Here is a 19216-nt window from a genome sequence, read left to right as displayed (position 1 = left end):
TTTACTCCAAACCAAACCACTGTTCAAACATACAGTATTTTTATAATTATTCATACAGTAGTGTCATGAAACTAGATTCACCGCTCAATTTGATTAATACAACACTGCCTCAAAGTGTGTCTCTGAGTACTGAGCTTGAACATTCATCCAATAACTCTTTTCGTCGTCATCCACATCCAAAATAGGAGGGCTATCTTCAAATACTGCCTTCCAATAGGCTCGCCGTTCTTGGTGATGAACAAAGCTACTTTCGTAATATGTATCAGCCTCTTGTTTGAGATCAGCTAAATCCAAATCTCTACACTCCATAGACCAACCACGAGCACCTGCAGCCCAGAACAAGAATTCGTCTACTTTAGTTTTTGAGTCATCGCCTTCGAACGTCACAGAGAAGCGGTTCCCACTGGAGGCATGCACTCCACGATCACGAATTTCTTGATTTACCTTTTCTGCCTGTTTTTCCAAACGAATAATCCGGCTCTGCATTTTGTCTGTCAGTGATTTCGGTTTGCCTTGTTTCATGGCTATCGCCTTGGCTTTAATCGTTTGGTCTTTTGCCACCTTCAGCTTTGATATTCTGCGCTTTAACGGTTTTTTCCATTGGTCTAGCTTATGGCCAAGCTCTTTAATCACTGCCGTCATGTTGTCCGCTTCAAAGGATGCCAAACACTGCCATTTGGGTGCTCTTGTGCATTTAGATATGCTGTAACGATTTCCTTTTATCAGCCCTTGTGCTGAATCCCTTCCTTTAGCGGCATAGCCCACAGCCTTTATGATGTAAGAGCCAGCAGCTTTCGGCTTTTTGATTCTCTCGAGTGTTGCAAATCCGTGTCCCCAAATTTTTTCTAGACGTTTTGCCCAGGCACTAAAGAACCTAGGTTCAACATTCCACTTTAAAAGAACATGCACGTGGGGGTTGGGTTCACCATCCTCATTAGCAGGGCACTCAGCAACCCAAATGTAATGAAAATCGAGCGGTTTTTTGGTTGGGCCAACATCACTCGGCTTACCAATATGAGCCGGCACTTTTTCAGCTTTTAAATCACAGTATTTCTGGCCGCTATCGGCATCAATTTGAACAGTATGATCCGCAACCCAGCCTCTTTGATACATCTTCTTCATCGCATCAAGAATCCGAGACACCTCTTTGCCCATTGTGGTTTCAATGGTTTTCTCTAAGGTAAATTCAGTTGTGGGCTTGTCCTCCAAGCGGCAGTAATCACCAGCTATCTCCCCATCTCCGTTCATTAACTTCGTTCGAGGTCTATTGGCAAATGGGACCGTTGAATAAGGCCCACCGATATCCATGACCGGCAACGCCACTCGTTTCTCAGCCGGGCTACTCATATAAGTCACCATGTTTCTTCGATAGCGGATTGGATGCCGCGCACCAAGATGCCCGAGATCAGATTCATCGGCCATACCACCAAAAATCGCTAATCGTTGAGCTTTGGTAAACGTCAGTGTGAGGAACGTAGTGAACCCATCATTGCAAATTGCTGAATACGCAGCACTTTCAAAAATCTGTGTAATAGCTCGCTTGGTTAATTTGTCTGTGTATCTATCACCACTGTTTGCTACAGGGGCTTTGCTCGCCGGTGTTTGGGTTATGTGCTGAATTCGATACTGGTTAAAGCATTCACGTTGCTGCAGTTGTACCGATGTGGGAAGGATTTTGGGTTCACAGCGGTTTTCCCTCCCCTTTTCACGCAGCACAGCAGGCTGATTTCGCTCTGTAGAGCCATAGAGCGAGTCGTGGTTGAAATACGACTCTGAGCTTTGCAACACTTCTGACGGATTCACCACCTTGTCCAGAAGCCTCAGAGTGCGACGATTTCGCTCAATTCGATGCCTGTATTTTTCTGTCTGACTTTTGCGCCCTTTGACTAGCCTAGCTTCTTCGGCGATTCTCGCCGCCGCTTCGCGGTCGTGTTCCGTGCGATGATTTTGCGCTTTAAAGAGATCGGTCGATTTCTGAAGCTCCACTTCTCGCTTCGATCTCTGGTTAAAAACGCGATCGTAAATCGGGATTTTCTTCACTAAACCGGTATCTAAAAGCGCTTGCTCTTGGTCGGTGTAAATTTTGGATACTAAAAAACCAGCGTTATAGCTGGCATCGTTTCTGCGAATTTTGTCGAGGGGCATCACAGCCCCTACGCTATAGAGGAGATCATTCAATTCCACTAAATCGCCTCCAACTCCTGATTTGTCACCACCATGAACCCACTTTTACCCTCGCCTTTTGAGATCACGCCTTTGTAAAGGTGAGTACATTCAAGCGTTAAGCAAGCTTGATTAACCGCATCGTCCATTGAGTCAAAATCACCAACCTGAACGTTCGCGACCTGTTGAGTCTCCTCGTGGCGAACAATGCCGCCACTTGGGCAAAGAAACACGGCTGAATATTCCATTAGGCCGCCTCCCCATTTTGATCTTTTAACTCCGCGATGCGCTCAATTAACGTATCTTCCACTTCTAACAGCTCTTTAAGTGCAGACTCACTATCCAGCAGAACGATTAAATGAAGCTCTTTGGTGCGATTCCCTTCAAAGTGAAAGACCCCGAAGTACTTATGCTTGGTAGAAAACTCAATGCGGAAATCGATCACATCACTGTTCTCAAAAACCAAGTTGTAAATAGAATTGACGGTGTATTGAATAGCGCGTTTGTTCGCAACGTCTTGTGTCTGAGTAATCATGCTTAATCCTTAGCTTGTGGTTATGACCAGTTACGTTTGATGCTTCTTGCTCTGCGGTTAATCGCCGTTTTTAACGTTGGGCTCTCCGCTTCTTCATACTCCGTTCGCAACTTGGAAAGAACACCGTCACGTACTTGAGCTTTGACTTGCTTGAGCATTGCTAAGCCTTTGGCTTTCTGTTCTTGGCTAAGGCTATATGCAGGTAAATCCGGGCAAGGTCTATGAATTGGGTTAGTCGATTCCATTCGGGCTCTCCTAAGTCAGTCCGGGAATAGCCGAACCATTGGCGACCAAATCCACACTCATGGCTAAGAATGGGGAAACACCTTTTGTGCGGCTTTCGATATCGTTGATAAGAAGCACAAGGTTGCTAATACCCGCTTGTGCCTTTTGGATAATGATGTGCTTGTTGGTGCGGCTTAGGCGATCATTCCCTGCATGTTCTAAAGCCATGCGGGATAAATCACCCGAGTGCACCGCATTTTCTAATGCGCGTTTAATGAAAGTCTCTTCACTCGCATCATTAGGGATTTGTGCCGTTACCACACCGAGGCCAAGCAAAAGGCTATTAAGAATGGTGAAGTTGCCACTGGCTTTGGTGATGAGCACAAGCTCTACATTGGTAAGGATGTGCGGTTGCTCTGGGTTGAGCTTGTTACGAAGCATGGTCGCATTCATGCCCACAGCTTTTGCTAACTTGGTCATGTTCTCCGAGTTCGCAAATGCACAGCACGCTTCGTTAAATGCTTTTTGTTTAGAGCCACGGAATTCGCACATTGAGTCAATTTCGTTCATAACCAATACTCAATTGAAGACAAACGGGATAAAAACGAAACCCCAACCAAGAATATTGAGCCACAACGGGCAATACTCTTTGGTTGGCATCAGGGAAGATAAACACATAGCGGCCTACCCTAACTTTTCCATCGTTTCACGAGTCGCCATTTCAACTAAGGCGATCATATTGATAAGAGGAGTTTCCTTACCTTTTGCTTTGGTTTTAATAGGTAAGCGGCCGTCGGCCACCCAATCCATGATGGTACGTTTAGGCATACCAGAGAACTGAGAGTATTGGTCGTACGTCATGAAAGGCGTATTTAGAACTACTTGATATGAGAGCATAGTGATATCCTATCTGGCTATTGAGTGTTTCATTTCGGACAATAGGGTCGCACCCCGCACTGTCCAGTAATCATTTGAGTGAAAATATAGACTTCTTATGAGTGAATTACAAGAGCAAATACCATCTTTTGAATACATTGGTGGCCGGGAAGTTACAGAAAGGATGAAGAAAGTCACGAAAACGAAAGACTTTAAGTCCCTTGGTGACGTACTTGGCATTTCAAAAGGGACGATATCTACGTGGCACCAAAGAGAGCTAACTCCTTTTGAAGTGATTTTGAGACTTCATTTGAAGACTGGCGCATCAATCAAATATTTAGCTTTGGGAGAAGGCGAGGCTTTCCCTGATCACGCAGTACAAGAACATACGTCTAAGAAAAACGAAGCGAAGACACTGTTTGACATCGATTACTTCGCCTTAGTGAACGGAAAGCTCATAGGGAATGAAACGTTAGCGTTTGATAAGAGCTACCTAGACAAACTTGGGGTTCTGAATGTAATGGGCATCGAGCACGATGGAACTACATTCATTGTCGATAAAGAAGTTCGCCAAGCAGTAAGTGGAACTTACCTAGTGGATATGGACGGCCTGCTCTCTCTGAATGAGATTCAGCGCTTACCAGGTAAAAAACTAGCGATTAGCTTCAATGGCTCGACATTAACCGTTGAGGAAGATGATGTGAGAGTTGTGGGGCGTGTCGCATTAATAATGGATAAGTGCTGACGGCTGAACTCAATCTTTGAGCTCACTCGCATTCAACCTGGTTAACGGTATCGCTAACATCTAAATGCGTTATTATCACCCTGTCCTATCGGGGAAGGACGTTAACACCTTTGCTTGTAAACTAAAAAAGGCTGCCATTTGGCAGCCTTTTTCTTTGGTTCCGGGTAATCTCAACGATTGGAGAAAAGAGTGTTTGAAGATACGATATAAAAAATGAATCTAGTTTGTATTTCGAAATGAACTGTTTGTAACAAATTAATTCTATAAACTAAAAATTAAATTTCAATTCGTAAAGTTTGTACATAAAAACGTGTATAAGAAGCCATCAATACCATCGTGATTGATGGCTCATGCGAAAAAACTCACATAGAAAACGCTTTGGCTAGCTCAGACTCTTCATCGACTGAATCTTGCATAGAAAGTCTAGCCTTCTTAATCTTCTCTTTGAGATCACTGGCAGTTTGTGGCTTACTATCAAAATACTCTTCTGGTGAACTCTTTTTCATCAGAGAAGAGCGGCGCACAGATAAAATTGTTGTTTTATTTTCCATAACCACCTCCTTTAGAAGCGAGCATTACTGAGAACTCGACCTAATAAAATTAACCATGGTTGTAGCATATTTGTTCTAAATGTTTCATCTAATATAACCCTAGACTTATGAAAGTACAACCACATACACTCTTTTGGTGCAACATTTATATCCAAGACTAGAACCCCTATACAATGACTTTCTCTCGTATTGGATTGATGAAATCTAAGTGTATCCTCTTCCCTAAATATCGGGAAAGAGACTCTTGTCTTTGTTCCAGCATTATCCGAAGAAATAATCTCAGCCTTCTTCAACCATGCATCTCTGGCATCTATCACTTCGCCAATTGAATCCAATGGCCATTCATACCTTTTGCCGGATGCATTTGCAGATCCCGCTATGCTCACAATGGAATTTCTTGATGTTGGAACATAAAGCCAAACTCGTACAGACTCATTATCGAAAGTTGATTCCTCCTGAATTGCATTCAATACAACATTGAACATGTGAGCAGGACCATAATGAGCCAAAGCCTCTCTATTTATGTCATCCAAAGATGCTTTTAGTAGTTTTACTGTATCATCACTAGAAAAAAAATCTAATCCGTCTATCAAACCTGCATAATACAAACGCATCACGTCCAACTTAGATACGTTGACATCAAGTGTATCAATATCCTTGGGTACATTGACCTTCACTCTTCTTGCGTTAAGCATATTAAACATCACGTTATCACTAGCTTCTAAAGCTGTATCGATAAGACGTTTAAGGTAATCAAACCAACCTAACCTCCCTTCAGGAAGAGTAACTTCTTTGTGCAAGTCAAATGCGTATATTGGTATATTTGCATCCTTCTGCTCATCTTTGAACATAAACATAGGCACATTTGACGATAACCCACCATCGATTAGAACCTTTTCATTACCAATTTTTGGATTAAATAAAAATGGATAAGACGCTGAACCGCAAACAGCATCAAATACGTCGGCATTAGGTGTTGTTTGGGCAGAGTAAACTACCGCCGTCTTGGAGGACAAATCCGAACAGACGATCTTCAAATCTAAACCGGTAGATTTATGTAAGTGTTCAAACGTCAAGCTATCATTGAGGCCATTCAGTAAACCAGGTGCTTTTACTTTAGTCCACTCGACTAAAGTTGACCTTAAGTGGTCAGTATTATAGACCCCTAATTCCTTACTGAACGGAGCTTTAATAATGGAGCAAATACCAAAAATAACTTGTAAAAAAGTTAAAGTCCCATCCTTTGCATGAACTCTTAGGTTATTTAGTTTAAGTCCTCTAAGCTTTTTTAGGTTAGAAAGTCTAAACATACTTTTAAATAAAGGTGGGAGATCTAAAACACTTTTAAGTTGGAAAAGTTTTTCACCTTTATCTTCAAATAACATATCCTTGAAAGGACTACGTATCATTTTTATATATATTTCATTACCACCATAACCAATAGTAGCGAGGTACGCAATTATAGCGCCAGCCGATGCACCGCCATAACCTAAAAAGTTAATTTTCTCTCGCTGCGCAGCTTCCAGAGCTCCGGCTAAAGCAGCTCCTTTGACCCCACCACCTGCAAAAATACCATATGCTCTCATATTATGCAGCTATCTCAATTATTTTATCTGCGGCCATCTCTGGAGTTTCAACAGTACAAATTTTCACGTTCGATTTAAGTCCGATGTCTTGGATTGTGTATATAGTATCGCTTAACTTTTCTTTGATAGCATCTGTAATTGACACATCATCTTTTCTAGGAGTCTTAATCATAATTGCATAGTCTTCTGGTAGTATTAGGCTACTACTATTCATTAAATGCTCTAAATCTAATATCCTAGCTTTTATTGTATTTAAAGAAGATGAATGACCAAATCCAGATAATACGCCAAAATTGATTGCAGTTCTATCAGACAAAAAACCAAATTGTGTTTTAGTTTTCGAGCGATCAATTGCGATTTTTACTTTAAAGTAGTTTTCAAAACTAGGCATTTTCGAAAGAACATCTTTTATCACGGCTTCCTGCCAGCGCTGAGATACTTTGTAGCTTTGTTTCAATTCATCATCGTAATCTCTTTCGGCTGCCATACTCAGACTACTGAGGCTTGAACTGCGTTGAATCGCTTGCTGAGCGACTTTGAATACGCTATCGTCCGCCGCAGGGGTAGTTTTGCCTTGAAGTATTCCTTTAAAAGGAGGTTTCCAAAGCTCAAATGGCTTACCGTTATTCAAGTGTGTATTTATAGATTCTTCACAGTGTTTTATAATATTGGATAGATTTTTAGACTTAATGCCATATAATGAATCCAACACTTCTTCTCTCAAAGTTGGAAATACTTTGAACTCACCATGAGAGTCGATGATAACAATTGCAATCGTTATTCTCTCTCCAGAAAGTAGAATAGGCTCAAAGTAAATTGGAGTCCAATTTGCTTCAAAACATGGGAATTCTGGAAACATGTTTAAATCGCACATTGGAATAACTCACCTTGTTCTGGATTTAATTTATTCTTTATTATTCCATTAAGAAACCCTATTCTCTCCATTAGAAAATCAACTATCGAATCGATATTATCCTTACCAATCAAAGATTGACCATAGCAAATTTCCACACAATTTCTTATATCGATTTTTGAGTAGCTATCACACAATTCGTCTTGAACTTTTTTAACGATTCTAGCCTTTGATAGTTCATCAATACCATCAGATATAAAATTGAATAACAGGTTATTTCTAATGGGTTGACTTGATTTTGCTTGATCAGGTAAAGCTAAATCATGATCTATAAAGATAAATTCATCACCGCCATCATATAGTAAGTTACCCCAATGACGATCTGAATTAGCAATCCATTCATCAAAGATAGCAGCCTCTAGTGATTTCGTATGAGCTCTAAGCTTCGCCCAAATCAACTCATCGTCTTTGATATTCAGCACTCGATTCAAACTAGGGTAGTCTGCATCCTTAGAACCAAAACCAATGCATACTTTGTTACCTTCGTTTTTTTCGCCAACGAGATCGAACATCAGGTGTTCAGGAAGGTTAACTAAAATAGGTTCTGGAATTGGTAACCCTATTTGACGGCCAATGATCGCACAAATCGCCTCTGCGAAGATTCTCCGTGGCTCCAGCAGTTTCAAATATACAAACTCGGTCTTTTGATCCATTGTTTTTACTGGTGCTTTCCAAACTGGGTTTTTCGAATTATCTTCTAGCAACTCAGCCCCTGGCAGTAAAGTTGCTAGAACTATGTTTGATTTTTTATCCACGATGAACTCAATGGTAAGTGATTCATTACTAAACAAGTAATGATGAAAAAGGTTGTCTCATTGTAAAAATGATAACGAAAAGATACTGTTAATGAAAGGTGTTTTAGTTAAACTGTGAACACAGAAACTATATGAGCATTTTCTAACTCTCTTTTCAGCTCTGTCTCTTTTCCCACAATTTTAGAAACATCAACCAGTTTGAAAATAGAGATTAATAACAACCAGACACTCCACGATTTCAGTCGTCTATGACGGGGGATAAGTACGAAGCAACATGATCAACTACGGTAAAGAGTTGCTCTGAGCAAGCGAGATGCAAAATGCAGAAATTGTCAAAAACATTGTGGATTTGAATAATGAAAGCTATCGTTAGGAATCATTTCACCCTCAAAAAATCCTTCAAATACTAGTTGTACACGCTCTCTTCGATTGCACGCTTCCTCAAAATCAAGATCTTTGATTTCAAAACTATCATTTTTATTATGATGAGCCTCAAATGTCATCATGAGGTAACTAAAAATTCTTGCTATGGGCCAAGCAATTGCTCTGGGTATATCTTCGCTAGCATCCAAATCAGAGGCTAGCGAATAGATTGCTGAATCAAGTTTCCAATATTCACTGTCATCCCAAACATGGTATTCATGTAGCTTGGCTATAAATGAATTATCATCAAACTCACTACTAGATACGAAATTTCTATATAAATCTTTAATGGAAGGGAACCTTTTTAGTGGATGATGCATGTTAAAAAGCACCACATGTATTGAATCTATCTTGTACAGTTTATAATTGCGAAACTTACTGATTATCGATTTAATTCTGTCCAGCTTGATGGGGTATTAAGGTCTATAAAACTATGCTCATACGCCCTTTTATAGCGAACTCCAACATACTTAGCATGCGCCATTAAACCTAGACCAACTAAAAATTCTTTAGCTGAGGATTTTTTCTCGAAAACTGGAACACCTAACAACTCCAACTCCTTAAGAGTGGCAGAATCAATCAAGATATTGCCTTGGTGATCGTATTGAACATGCTCTAGACTAACCGTTTTATACTCAATAGAATCGATATTAAAATTAGGTTCAAATGCATAAAGCATCTGATTTTTAGTTGCTTTATTTGCTAATACGTATCCCATTTTAACTCCTAAATCATAAAGTAAGCGTCACCTTATGGTGTGGCCCAAAAGCCAGACCAATCTAGATGCATATGCTAACACGTAAGTAATACTTTTCGGTATATATTGAAAGCATATCAAGTTAATGAAATCACATTATTCTTCCCATCATGCTCAATTCCTTTGATCTGATGATGCCTCGGTTGCCCACCAAACAGTAAAATGTACAACTTCCGGTCTTGGTACGTCCCTACTACATAGTGGTCTCTTTGTATCACGTACTCGATTACTTCAGCGTCTGCATCAGTACACAGGTATTTGATATCAACCAGCTTGACCTTTCGTAAATCCGCTACGTTCTCTGCTTCAATAAATCCGCCAAAGGGGGCGCGAAACACATCCCCCATCTTTAAAAGTGCGGAGACTTCGCCCGTATTCTTTTTGCTTAGGTCCAATGGGCCAGCACTGTTCATCTTAATTGCACTGTAGCCTACGCTCACATGAATGGATTGAAACATAGTAAAACCTGATTAAATTTCAATGTGTTGAGATATACATCGAGCTTGTGCTTGTTGTGCGACATAAAACATTGTTCTACGTTTAAGCTCGACCTACACTGTTTTTATATACAGTTATTTTAGGCTTAAATATGTCAGTACGCAATTTGAAAGATGGATCGACCAAACCTTGGATCTGCGAATGCTACCCAAACGGGCGAGCAGGAAAACGTGTTCGTAAGAAGTTTGCTACCAAAGGCGAAGCTAAAGCCTTTGAGCTTTACACGATGAAGGAGATTGACGATAAGCCATGGATGGGTATTAAACCGGATAACCGAAGAATGAGTGAGCTTTTGGAAAATTGGTGGACCATCCATGGCCATACTCTAAAGTCAGGCAAGCAAGCCAAAGATCTCATATCCAAAACAATTGAAGAGTTAGGTAACCCAATTGCCTGCCAGTTTAAAGAACGAGACTACCTGGCGTATCGAGCAGCTCGTGTCCCCTATAGGGGCAAGAATAAATCAATCGACATATCCCCAACCACACACAACCTTGAACTGATTTATCTAAAGGGCATGTTCAAGAAGCTGATTAAGTACAATCAGTGGAAATATCCCAACCCGCTTGAAGCAATCGAGCCGATCAAAACCAGTGATAAGCACCTTGCCTATCTAACCAAGCCACAAATCGACGAGTTCTTTGATGAACTGCAGAACTGCAAGCGAGTTATCAAGGTATCAATCCCGCAAATCATTGTCCTCGCGAAAATTTGTTTGGCCACTGGTGCACGAATCAGTGAGGCACTCACTCTAACTCGCGCTCAAATAACCGAGTTCAAATTGACTTACACAGAGACAAAAGGGAAAAGGAATCGCAGTGTGCCTATCTCACCATCTTTGTATCAAGAGATATTAGATATAGCGGTGAGCGACCATGACATATTTAACACCAGTTACAAAGATGCTTGGCGTTACATAAAAAGAGCCTTGCCTGAGCACGTTCCGAATGGGCAAGCGACCCATGTTCTAAGGCATACTTTTGCTTCGCATTTTATGATGAATAAAGGGGATATCTTAGTGCTGCAGCGTATTCTTGGCCACACAAAAATCGAGCAGACAATGGCGTATTCTCATTTTGCCCCAGAGCATTTGATGCAGGCTGTTCACCTCAATCCTTTAGCAAATTAGTGGCGACAAAATGGCGGCAGCCACTGTAAAAGAGCGTTATTTAGCGGTTTTAGACGTAAAAAAGGCGACAATTTACATTGTCGCCTTTTGCAAATCAGAGCCTAATTTAGACTATTCCCAATCAAGGATTACCTTGCCTGAAAGCCCGCTACGCATAGCGTCAAAGCCTTTTTGGAAGTCATCAACCTTGAAGTTATGAGTGATAATTGGTGTTAGATCTAAGCCTGATTGAATCAAAGAAGCCATCTTGTACCAAGTTTCGAACATCTCACGACCGTAGATACCTTTGATAACCAAGCCTTTAAAGATTACTTGGTTCCAGTCTACTGCCATGTCTGATGGTGGAATACCTAGTAGAGAGATCTTACCGCCATGGTTCATGTTAGATAGCATGCTGTTGAATGCTGATGGTACACCAGACATTTCTAGGCCTACGTCGAAGCCTTCTGTCATGCCAAGATCAGCCATAACATCTTCAAGCTTCTCTTCCATCACGTTTACAGCGCGCGTTACACCCATTTTCTTAGCAAGGTCTAGGCGATATTCGTTTACATCAGTAATTACAACGTGACGAGCACCTACGTGCTTAGCAACCGCAGCAGCCATGATACCGATTGGGCCTGCACCAGTGATTAGCACATCTTCGCCTACTAGGTCGAAAGAAAGCGCTGTGTGCACTGCGTTACCGAACGGGTCAAAGATTGATGCTAGATCATCTGAAATCTCTGCTGGGATCTTAAATGCGTTGAACGCAGGGATCACAAGGTATTCAGAGAATGCACCAGTGCGGTTAACACCAACACCTGTTGTGTTACGACAAAGGTGAGTACGGCCGCCACGACAGTTACGACAGTGACCACATGTGATGTGACCTTCACCAGATACACGATCACCGATTTCAAAACCACGAACTTCTTGGCCGATGCCAACAACTTCACCTACGTATTCGTGACCTACAACCATAGGTACTGGAATTGTGTTTTGTGACCACTCATCCCAGTTGTAGATGTGTACGTCTGTACCACAGATTGCGGTTTTCTTAATACGGATAAGAAGATCATTATGACCCATTTCAGGTTTTTCAACCTCGGTCATCCAAATGCCTTCTTCAGGCTTAAGTTTAGAAAGTGCTTTAATTTTCATAATTTTACCTAGTTCATCTCGCCTAACTGTAAGGCGAGAATCAAAAATCTTATTGTTCTTATCTAATCATCACAGCATTAGCGTTACGCCAACAACCTGCAATCAAATTAGATGATACCCATGTCTTGACCAACTTGGATGAACGCATCGATTGCGCGGTCTAGTTGCTCACGAGAGTGTGCTGCAGACATTTGCGTACGAATACGAGCTTGACCTTTTGGTACTACAGGGAAAGAGAAACCTACAACGTAGATGCCTTTCTCTAGAGCGCGCTCTGCGAACTCAGCTGCTACTTTTGCATCACCAAGCATGATTGGGATAATTGCGTGGTCAGCCCCACCCATAGTGAAACCAGCTTCTTCCATGCGAGTGCGGAAATGTGCAGAGTTTTCCCATAGTGTTGTACGTAGGTCACCAGATTCTGCTAGAAGATCTAGAACGCGGATAGACGCCGATACGATTGCTGGTGCAACAGAGTTAGAGAATAGGTATGGACGAGAACGCTGACGTAGCCAGTCGATCACTTCTTTCTTACCAGACGTATAACCGCCTGAAGCGCCACCCATTGCTTTACCTAGCGTACCTGTGATGATATCGATGCGGTCAACAACGTTGTGGAACTCGTGAGTACCAGCGCCGTTTTTACCCATGAAGCCCACAGCGTGAGAATCATCAACCATTACTAGTGCATCGTACTTGTCCGCAAGGTCACAGATAGCTGGAAGATTCGCTACTACGCCGTCCATTGAGAATACGCCGTCAGTTACGATTAGTGTGTGGCGAGCGCCAGCTTCTTTAGCTGCGATAAGTTGCTGCTCTAGTTCTTCCATGTTGTTGTTCGCGTAGCGGAAGCGCATCGCTTTACATAGACGAACACCATCGATGATAGATGCGTGGTTTAGTGCATCAGAGATGATTGCATCTTCTTTGCCTAGAATGGTTTCGAACAGACCAGCATTAGCATCAAAACAAGATGTGTACAGGATTGTGTCTTCTTTACCTAGGAACGTAGATAGCTTTTGCTCTAGTTCTTTGTGGATGTCTTGAGTACCACAGATGAAACGTACAGACGCCATACCAAAGCCGTGTTGATCCATACCCGCTTTACCAGCTTCGATAAGTTCAGGATGGTTAGCTAGACCTAAGTAGTTGTTTGCACAGAAGTTAAGTACTTCTTCGCCTGTTGAAATTTTAACAGCTGCTTGCTGTTGAGAAGTGATTACACGCTCAGACTTGTAAAGACCTTCTTCTTTAACTTCTTCGATTTGATTTTGAATCTGTTGATAAAATGCAGAAGACATTCTCATTCCTTACTAGTTATTATTCAGCAGCATCGCGCGCCGCATTATGTAGGGATACAAACGATCCTAAAACGATCATTTACACTGTAAAACTAATCCCTATATTCTAGTTGAACATCCCCTTTTCGATTATCCCTCCAGTTGGAAAAACATTAATGAACCTGAGGCACGAATAATAGTTCATCCCAGTGACGTAGGGCACATTAACGCCCCTCTATTGTTCTTTTTAACGCCATATCCATCGAAAATTCGACCTAATTTCGCTTTCATACCCACTCTCAATTTTTAATCTCAAAACGATTTATTGTCGAATTACTGTTTCTCTCAGAATGTGCGGCCGTTACACCGATGCCCAAGATAAAATGAGAAACAAGCCAATGACGCTATCCGATCACATCATTCAAGAAGCCTTCGAAAACGACTAGCACACCTGCTTCTATCAACCAAAAGTAGAATCGAGTGCCGAGAAAGTGACAGGTGTACAAGCACTGTTTCGTCTGAATATTCCCGAAAAAGGTATCTTTTCACCGGGTGTGTTCATTGATCGTACTTTTGCATTAGGTGAAGAAGAAGAGAGCTTCTGAGCAATCTTTAACTGAAGTCAAGTCGCTTCCAGCACACTTGAACTTGGCTCTTAATATCAGCAAGAAAGCACTAGCGAACTCAGTGAAGCTGATCAATGGGATGGAGAGCTCTGCAAACAGGTTCAACGCTATAAAGCGCTTGGTATTAAAATCTCTATCGATGATTTCGGTGTGGGTTACTCAGACATGAATAAGGTGATGAACCTTTATGTCGATGAAGTAAAATTTGATAAATCGATTGTAAATAGCGAAGACAGCTCTCGCTCCTCACTAATCAAGCAAACTTTAGCTTACTGCAAAGCGTCTGGAATTGAAACAGTAGCGGAAGGCGTTGAAGATGTGGATACACATCAAAGTGTCCACCAGCTTGGTTTCGATCGCTGTCAGGGGTTTCTATATTCAAAGCCACTGCCATTGACGGATCTTAGACTGATCATGTAATGACTCCATTACCTTAAGGAAAGGGTTTATGTGGATGAGTACTTTTGGATCCCTAAATTCGATGGCTCAACAAACTCGCGTCCGCCATGGCGACCCACAAGAACTGGCGCAAAACCTACTTCTCCACCCCTTCGGCTAAAACGCATCAGGCTTACACCTTTTGGACGGGCGACCAATGGCGCCAAGGTCGAGATACCCGTGCCAATATTGAGTTTCCGACCTTTGCCGACTATCGAGACAGTGGACGGCTCTGCCCAGACAAGCAGTGGCGTTACGTGGTTACGATTGAGAATACCGCTGCAGGTGGTTGTGAGCTATTTGATATCGATGAGCTACGCGACGAATACAGCAAAGACGACTTCGATAATATGTTTATGTGTATCTTCGACGATGGTGCCAGCTCGGTCTTTAAGTTCTCAGCCCTTGAGAAAGCCATGGTCGACATTAGCCGGTGGCAAGATTTCAAGCCCAATGACAACTCTCCCTTCGATCTGCGTGAGGTTTGGTTAGGTTACGCCCCGAGACAACGCCTGTTTAGTTGTGGTCGCCCCACCTATTGTCGCCATTGAAAAGTTCCGAGTCCTGGAAAAGCACTGCTGGCGAGGGTTGAACTTTCAGTACCAGGCTCAGCAAGTCTAAAAAGTGTTTAACCGTTACAAAGTCAGCTATTTGGCCATTGATACCAAGGGCATTGGCGCGGGTATGTATGACTTACTCAGCAAAAAAAACCGCGAGAAACCGTCGTCATTCAATACAGCAACGAAAGTAAAAACCGATTGGTGATGAAGACGATTGATGTGCTCTGCATCAAACCGAATTCAATTTGATGCAGAGCACAAAGACATTGCTATGGCCTTCATGGCCATTAAGCGAGCAACCACCAACAGCGGCAACAACATGACCTTCAAAGCTTAGCGCAGCGAGTTAACTGGACACGCCTACGCGTTCTGGGCGATCTCTCATGCCTGCATTAACGAGCCGCTCGATCACTCAGAAAAACGCAAATCAACTTGGCAGATGTAACTCTATAACTGGACAGAAAACAAAAACAAGCACGAAAAAACCATCAATAATGAAAGCTTGATGCTTAGCTTTGGTGAGCCTGAGATCATGAATCGTGAATTTACCAACTACGATTACAGCGAGCTGTATTACAACGACGATGGCGACTATTGGGAGCCACCGCTTGATAGAGCCGGCTTAAACAAACTCACCCGAGCCAACGTCTATCATGGCTCTATCTTAATGGCTCGACGTAATATGATCGCGGGCCGTTACATTCAAGGCGTTATGCAGAAACAGAAAATGCAATCGGCCGTGCATGACTTCTTGGAGTTCGGTGATACTGCCCTGCTTAAACTGCGTAACTATTTGGGAAAAGGCGTAGGCCTTTGGCCAATGCCCACTATATATTTGCGAAAACGTAAGAACGGTGACTTCGCTTTCTAGAGCGGGGCAACAAGCAAAAGCGCTACAAGAAAGAAGACATCATTTTCATCAAGCAATACGACCCTGTTCAACAGGTTTATGGTGGGCCCGATTACTTGGGATGTGTTCAATCCGCACTACTAAGCCAGGACTCCACCACCTTTCGCCGCCGGTACTATAAGAGCGGTTTGCACATGAGCTTTATCTTCTACGCCACCGACCCAAACCTCAGCAAAGAAGATGAAGACGATCTCAAAGAAAAGATGGCTTCTAGCCGCGGTGTGGGCAACTTCCGCTCGATGTTCATTAATATTTCGAACGGCAATGAGAAAGCATACAACTCATACCCGTTGGCGACATTGCCACCAAAGATGAATACGAAAAAATTAAGAACGTCACTGCCCAAGAAGTGATAACGGGTCACCGCTTCCCCGTAGAACTGGCTGCCATCATTCCAAATGGTGGGACCCGTGGTGACCCCATTAAATTCGATTACGTCTACTGCAAGAATGAAGTCATTCCGGCTTGTGAGATGTTCATGGATACGGTCAATGGGGATCCCGAAGTGCCGGAAAGTCTGCATTTAACCTTTAACCTGGACAACATTGCCAAGTAAACACAGTGACATTTTTTGCAATTTTGTTTTTCGTTGCCATTCACGCTCAGCCCTTCAATTATCCCCCATCCCCCGTTATTCCTGAAGGGCTCGCGGCTTATTAGCTTTCTATTACGGTAGAAGAATTTCACTGAAATAGAATTGCGGAAAAGTGAGATCGACAACGCTGCAGGTGGGGAGGATGAGTGCGTTTTCCATGAGTTGCTTGTGTTTTAGCAGGGCTATGTAACTGGCGTAAAAAAGCCACTGTGAGTGGTGGCTATAGAAGAGTTACGCTTTTAAGTTGATACTACACCCACTTAGAATACGCCTTTATGGAGATTATTACACATTACTTAATCTCCAACTCTTTCTCTATTTTACTTTTGAGTTCAAGAAACTGATCTTGACTAAAATATCTTGGAGTTGAGAACTCGCAACAGAATAAAATTGATTCCCCATTTGAATTAGAAATAACGCTATTTACCAATTTAAGTGATTTATCTAAGTCCCTTTCTATTTCATCACCTTCAAAATACAGTTGTGCTAGATTGAATTGAGCAATAAGTGCATCACTGTTTTGATTAAAGTAACCCGCTTCTCCAGTAGCCCCAATAATTTTACCATTAGCCCAATCACCTTTTGCAGTTTGAACCGCGGCCTTTTGATACCATTCCATGGCAATTTTCACATCTTTCTCAACTCCCCAACCATTAGCGTAGAAAATGCCTAATCTAAGTTGAGCCCATGGCTGACCTTTCTCTGCATACGCTTCCGCAGTATCGAATGCCAGTTGATAATTCCCAGAAGTCCACCCCATATCAGTTGTCCGTTCTCCAACATTAGGGTTGGGCCCTGCACATGCAAAAAGGAAAGTTGATAGTATTAACACTATAAGTTTTAGATACATGCTGAACTCCATTAATTTATGTCCCAAAGCTTTTTTACAAAAACGATAACTAATAATAGTATGACCATTATGAAAAAAACATCCACGTATCATTTAGGCCTCATTAAGTTCAAAGCTATAGTCACCTTTGGTAATCACTAGCGTTTCACCGAAGTAAAACCGTGCAAAATGAGATCGAAAACGTCGCTGGTGGGAAGGAGGAGTGCGTTTTCCATGGGTTAGCTATGCTTTCGGTGGATCTATATATCGGGCACAAAAAAGCCACCGAATAGGTGGCTGTACAAGAGTTTCATCTCGTCCGTAACAATAAATTAATGACAATCAGCAGGAGTATTAATTAATAGTTTAGGCTTAATTGCACCTTCAACAGAGGCTTTTGAAATTGTGTGTATTACAACAGACAAAGAAAGTCCACACTTGGTACTAATCCCTGAAGTAACCGACTCTCCTTCATCTAATTGCGTTTTTAGAAAAATCGTTTTCTTATTCTCTGATATGTCATCAAAAATCCCAGAAGGAGTTTCTGCTTCAGAAAACTCGTCCCCTCCAGTAAGGCCAACGACTCCAATGCTCCCCTCAGGCAAATAGAAATTAACAACAGAGTCTTGAGCCTTTTCAAAAGATACATTGTAAGGGCCAATTAGCTGAACTACGTCATTGGCTTGAGCGGATCCAACAAGTAGCATTGTTGATAGAAAAAAATTAACAACTTTCATTTTATGAATACTTTTGCATATTAAACAAAACACTATTATTCAAAAAAAGAGACAGAACACAATAACCATTCACAGAATTAATCATATAAAATCATTGATTAACGAGAACATCACTAACAATCTGTTTTCCATAGCGTTTTCCGGGGGCTGGGTATGGGCTGTAAGACAGGCGTAATGAAGCCACCATGAGCGGTGGCTATGGGAAGTGCTGAAGTTCAAGCTTGAGGCTAAGTGGCTAAGTGGCTAAGTGGCTAAGTGGCTAAGTGGCTAACAACATATCACAATACGAAATTAAGCCACCTTAAACACAGAGCAAGCTTTGAAGTAAATTCGCCGAGCGTAGGCAGTCCGTCTTAAGCAGTTTGTTGACTACGCAACGCTTAATCCTTATTTGTTAGATAAATTTCCAGCGTAGTGCGTTTACTTCATGCTCCTTTATAAAACTGTCCTTATGATTGCAATATACACCAATATCGTTGTTACAAATTGCAGCACCTTCTCGCTTCAAATTTCCATAATGCAACGCTATTTCTGGAAATTGAATCAAGTAGTCTCGAAAAGCAATATGCCTATTTGCTTCCGGAGACCCAACTAAAAAAGCATGTACTTGGTGACTTCTTTGTATGCCACCTTTTTGAAAATAACGCCTACCTGCTATACCAAATTCACCTTTAACTTCATATCCAAGTGACTCCATCAGATTATTGTTCTTATCTAACTCTTCTAGTGATTTCACTTCAACAAGAATATCGATGATTGGTTTCGCACAAAGACCTTTGACTGAAGTACTACCAATGTGATGAATTGCCACTACATTAGCTGCATTCAAGACCGATTCTAGCAACAACTTTTCGTCGCTAAAATCATCGGCCCATGAAGGTCGATAATCTACAACTTTAATTACCCTTGAACTCATTGTTCCTCCATTTACCTAACACCTTG

Annotated in this window: 23 protein-coding genes and 1 pseudogene; 6 read left to right on the top strand and 18 right to left on the bottom strand. The window is 41.9% G+C overall.

The window, feature by feature from the left end; genetic code table 11:
- Positions 1 to 93: 93 nt before the first annotated feature.
- The 6 genes from ACTRWI_RS19385 to ACTRWI_RS19360 all read right to left on the bottom strand — a co-directional run bounded on the left by ACTRWI_RS19385 (position 94) and on the right by ACTRWI_RS19360 (position 3820).
- Positions 94 to 2184: a rolling circle replication-associated protein gene (locus ACTRWI_RS19385; protein ID WP_499133406.1), complete on the bottom strand. Its 2091-nt coding sequence runs from the start codon at positions 2182 to 2184 to the stop codon at positions 94 to 96.
- Positions 2184 to 2411: a hypothetical protein gene (locus ACTRWI_RS19380; RefSeq protein WP_499133405.1), complete on the bottom strand. Its 228-nt coding sequence runs from the start codon at positions 2409 to 2411 to the stop codon at positions 2184 to 2186. Before ACTRWI_RS19380 ends, ACTRWI_RS19385 begins: the two co-directional genes overlap by 1 nt.
- Positions 2411 to 2698 (bottom strand): hypothetical protein, encoded by a 288-nt coding sequence (locus ACTRWI_RS19375; RefSeq protein ID WP_499133404.1) that lies wholly within the window; start codon positions 2696 to 2698, stop codon positions 2411 to 2413. The genes ACTRWI_RS19380 and ACTRWI_RS19375 overlap by 1 nt, the downstream gene beginning before the upstream one ends.
- A 20-nt stretch (positions 2699 to 2718) precedes the next feature.
- Positions 2719 to 2943 (bottom strand): hypothetical protein, encoded by a 225-nt coding sequence (locus ACTRWI_RS19370; RefSeq protein ID WP_499133403.1) that lies wholly within the window; start codon positions 2941 to 2943, stop codon positions 2719 to 2721.
- 10 nt (positions 2944 to 2953) lie between these two features.
- Positions 2954 to 3493 (bottom strand): phage regulatory CII family protein, encoded by a 540-nt coding sequence (locus tag ACTRWI_RS19365; RefSeq protein WP_004742463.1) that lies wholly within the window; start codon positions 3491 to 3493, stop codon positions 2954 to 2956.
- 114 nt (positions 3494 to 3607) lie between these two features.
- Positions 3608 to 3820 carry a hypothetical protein gene (locus tag ACTRWI_RS19360; protein WP_063522797.1) on the bottom strand — a complete coding sequence of 71 codons (213 nt, stop codon included), beginning with the start codon at positions 3818 to 3820 and terminating at the stop codon, positions 3608 to 3610.
- 97 nt (positions 3821 to 3917) lie between these two features.
- Here ACTRWI_RS19360 and ACTRWI_RS19355 point away from each other — a divergent pair, with 97 nt between their 5' ends.
- A complete protein-coding gene (locus ACTRWI_RS19355) occupies positions 3918 to 4544 on the top strand; it encodes a phage repressor protein CI (protein WP_499133402.1) in 627 nt (208 codons plus the stop codon).
- A gap of 362 nt (positions 4545 to 4906) precedes the next feature.
- On the opposite strand, the gene ACTRWI_RS19350 is transcribed toward ACTRWI_RS19355, so the two are convergent.
- The 7 genes from ACTRWI_RS19350 to ACTRWI_RS19320 all read right to left on the bottom strand — a co-directional run bounded on the left by ACTRWI_RS19350 (position 4907) and on the right by ACTRWI_RS19320 (position 9987).
- A complete protein-coding gene (locus ACTRWI_RS19350; RefSeq protein WP_499133401.1) occupies positions 4907 to 5095 on the bottom strand; it encodes a hypothetical protein in 189 nt (62 codons plus the stop codon).
- An 11-nt stretch (positions 5096 to 5106) separates the two neighbouring features.
- Positions 5107 to 6681 (bottom strand): patatin-like phospholipase family protein, encoded by a 1575-nt coding sequence (locus ACTRWI_RS19345; protein WP_499133400.1) that lies wholly within the window; start codon positions 6679 to 6681, stop codon positions 5107 to 5109.
- A 1-nt stretch (position 6682) separates the two neighbouring features.
- On the bottom strand, positions 6683 to 7540 hold the full coding sequence (locus ACTRWI_RS19340; protein ID WP_499133399.1) for a hypothetical protein: 858 nt from the start codon (positions 7538 to 7540) through the stop codon (positions 6683 to 6685).
- A gap of 2 nt (positions 7541 to 7542) precedes the next feature.
- The gene (locus tag ACTRWI_RS19335) at positions 7543 to 8349 is read right to left on the bottom strand and encodes a HipA family kinase (RefSeq protein WP_499133398.1); all 807 of its coding nucleotides are present in this window, start codon (positions 8347 to 8349) and stop codon (positions 7543 to 7545) included.
- A 332-nt stretch (positions 8350 to 8681) separates the two neighbouring features.
- On the bottom strand, positions 8682 to 9092 hold the full coding sequence (locus ACTRWI_RS19330) for an Imm41 family immunity protein (protein WP_499133397.1): 411 nt from the start codon (positions 9090 to 9092) through the stop codon (positions 8682 to 8684).
- A 62-nt stretch (positions 9093 to 9154) separates the two neighbouring features.
- Positions 9155 to 9490: a hypothetical protein gene (locus ACTRWI_RS19325; protein ID WP_499133396.1), complete on the bottom strand. Its 336-nt coding sequence runs from the start codon at positions 9488 to 9490 to the stop codon at positions 9155 to 9157.
- 116 nt (positions 9491 to 9606) lie between these two features.
- Positions 9607 to 9987: a hypothetical protein gene (locus ACTRWI_RS19320; protein WP_499133395.1), complete on the bottom strand. Its 381-nt coding sequence runs from the start codon at positions 9985 to 9987 to the stop codon at positions 9607 to 9609.
- A 131-nt stretch (positions 9988 to 10118) separates the two neighbouring features.
- Here ACTRWI_RS19320 and ACTRWI_RS19315 point away from each other — a divergent pair, with 131 nt between their 5' ends.
- Complete coding sequence (locus tag ACTRWI_RS19315) at positions 10119 to 11156, top strand: phage integrase (RefSeq protein ID WP_499133394.1); 1038 nt, start codon at positions 10119 to 10121, stop codon at positions 11154 to 11156.
- Positions 11157 to 11267: 111 nt separating this feature from the next.
- On the opposite strand, the gene tdh is transcribed toward ACTRWI_RS19315, so the two are convergent.
- Together tdh and ACTRWI_RS19305 are read right to left on the bottom strand one after the other, a co-directional pair.
- A complete protein-coding gene (gene tdh / locus ACTRWI_RS19310) occupies positions 11268 to 12293 on the bottom strand; it encodes an L-threonine 3-dehydrogenase (RefSeq protein WP_499133407.1) in 1026 nt (341 codons plus the stop codon).
- A gap of 113 nt (positions 12294 to 12406) precedes the next feature.
- Positions 12407 to 13600 carry a glycine C-acetyltransferase gene (locus ACTRWI_RS19305; RefSeq protein ID WP_499133393.1) on the bottom strand — a complete coding sequence of 398 codons (1194 nt, stop codon included), beginning with the start codon at positions 13598 to 13600 and terminating at the stop codon, positions 12407 to 12409.
- A 692-nt stretch (positions 13601 to 14292) separates the two neighbouring features.
- Here ACTRWI_RS19305 and ACTRWI_RS19300 point away from each other — a divergent pair.
- The 4 genes and pseudogenes from ACTRWI_RS19300 to ACTRWI_RS19285 all read left to right on the top strand — a co-directional run.
- Positions 14293 to 14625 (top strand): annotated as a pseudogene (locus tag ACTRWI_RS19300) (EAL domain-containing protein); the annotation flags it as partial.
- 86 nt (positions 14626 to 14711) lie between these two features.
- On the top strand, positions 14712 to 15194 hold the full coding sequence (locus tag ACTRWI_RS19295; RefSeq protein WP_499133392.1) for a terminase large subunit domain-containing protein: 483 nt from the start codon (positions 14712 to 14714) through the stop codon (positions 15192 to 15194).
- Positions 15195 to 15708: 514 nt separating this feature from the next.
- Positions 15709 to 16074, top strand: a complete 366-nt coding sequence (locus ACTRWI_RS19290; protein WP_499133391.1) for a hypothetical protein — start codon at positions 15709 to 15711, stop codon at positions 16072 to 16074.
- A 173-nt stretch (positions 16075 to 16247) separates the two neighbouring features.
- Positions 16248 to 16466 carry a hypothetical protein gene (locus ACTRWI_RS19285; protein WP_499133390.1) on the top strand — a complete coding sequence of 73 codons (219 nt, stop codon included), beginning with the start codon at positions 16248 to 16250 and terminating at the stop codon, positions 16464 to 16466.
- Between the two features lie 534 nt (positions 16467 to 17000).
- Here the strand turns inward: ACTRWI_RS19285 and ACTRWI_RS19280 are convergent.
- The 3 genes from ACTRWI_RS19280 to ACTRWI_RS19270 form a co-directional block, all read right to left on the bottom strand.
- Positions 17001 to 17558 (bottom strand): tetratricopeptide repeat protein, encoded by a 558-nt coding sequence (locus ACTRWI_RS19280; protein ID WP_499133389.1) that lies wholly within the window; start codon positions 17556 to 17558, stop codon positions 17001 to 17003.
- Positions 17559 to 17869: 311 nt separating this feature from the next.
- Complete coding sequence (locus ACTRWI_RS19275; protein WP_499133388.1) at positions 17870 to 18274, bottom strand: hypothetical protein; 405 nt, start codon at positions 18272 to 18274, stop codon at positions 17870 to 17872.
- A gap of 394 nt (positions 18275 to 18668) precedes the next feature.
- Positions 18669 to 19190: a GrpB family protein gene (locus tag ACTRWI_RS19270; RefSeq protein ID WP_499133387.1), complete on the bottom strand. Its 522-nt coding sequence runs from the start codon at positions 19188 to 19190 to the stop codon at positions 18669 to 18671.
- Between the last annotated feature and the right edge of the window lie 26 nt (positions 19191 to 19216).

Source organism: Pseudoalteromonas sp. G5_S1_14_S5 (assembly GCF_054968605.1).
This window is presented reverse-complemented; position numbering and strand designations above follow the sequence as displayed.